The organism is Mesorhizobium sp. M7A.T.Ca.US.000.02.2.1, from assembly GCF_003996995.1.
In the GTDB taxonomy this organism is placed as follows: Bacteria; Pseudomonadota; Alphaproteobacteria; order Rhizobiales; family Rhizobiaceae; genus Mesorhizobium.
On record NZ_RZTT01000807.1, the window covers coordinates 1 to 985 of the forward strand.

Genomic DNA, 985 nt, shown 5'->3' on the forward strand with positions numbered 1-985 from the left:
GTTGTCGGTCGAGCTGTTCACGCGCAAAGGCAACCGCGTCGCCGTCACCGGGGCCGGCAACACGCTGGCCGAAGCGATCCGCGAGGGTCTCGGCACCATCAGGCAAGCGGTCGAGGATTTGACCGCGCACGACAGCGATACATTCGTGGTCGGCTGCAGCCACGATTTCGCGCAGGCATGGCTGATGCCGCGCTTCGACCTCATCACCTCGCGGGTGGCCGGCGACCGGGTGCTTTTGCAGACATCCACCGATTACAGGGATTTCGACCAGCCCGAAGTGGCGCTGTCGATCCGTTTCGGCGAAGCCGGGCAATGGCCCGAATTCGTGGCCGACAAACTGCTCGACGGCGAATGGTTCCCGGTTTGCGCACCGGCGTTCCTGGCGCGTTACCCGGGGCTCGCCTCGGAGGACCCCGAGGGTTTCCTGGGGGTGCCGCTGCTGCACCAGGTGACGCCGCCGGGCGCGATCGACAGTTGGCAGTCATGGATCGGAACCGAGCGGAAGCTCGATGGGCCTCGGTTCACCAGCTACATGTCGATGATCCACGAAACCATCGCCGGGCGCGGCGCTGCGCTCGCCTGGGCGGGATTTGCCGACGAGCATCTGCGCCGCGGCCAGCTCGTCCGGCTGACGAAAACCTCGCGTCGCCACGCCGGCTCCTTCCACATCGTCATGAGGAAGAATGCCGGCCCGGTGGTCAGGGCGGTGGCGCAGGCGCTGCTGGCCAGCGTCGGCGACAGCTAACAGATCAGGCCTCGCGACCAAACCGCGACGCTTCATGACGCGCGCCCCAGGCCGGCATGGCGGCCTCGATCTCGGCCTCCGACTTGAAGGCATCGGAGGCGTAGCGATCGACACGGAACCGCTCGGCGGAAACGAACGGGGTGTGCCCGAGGACCAGTTCGCAGGATAGCCGGCCAAGACCCGGTCCATGGGTGACGCCGCTCTCATTGTCGCCGCCGACGACCACGACATTGTCGCTGC

General features: G+C 66.9%; 1 protein-coding gene and 1 pseudogene. One reads left to right on the forward strand and one right to left on the reverse strand.

Features of this window, described 5'->3' with window-relative positions:
• On the forward strand, positions 1-745 hold a 745-nt coding region (locus tag EOD15_RS34790), incomplete at its 5' end, for a LysR substrate-binding domain-containing protein (RefSeq protein ID WP_127409333.1).
• 4 nt (positions 746-749) lie between these two features.
• On the opposite strand, the pseudogene EOD15_RS34795 reads toward EOD15_RS34790, so the two are convergent.
• A pseudogene (locus tag EOD15_RS34795) lies at positions 750-985 on the reverse strand (FAD-binding oxidoreductase); the annotation flags it as partial.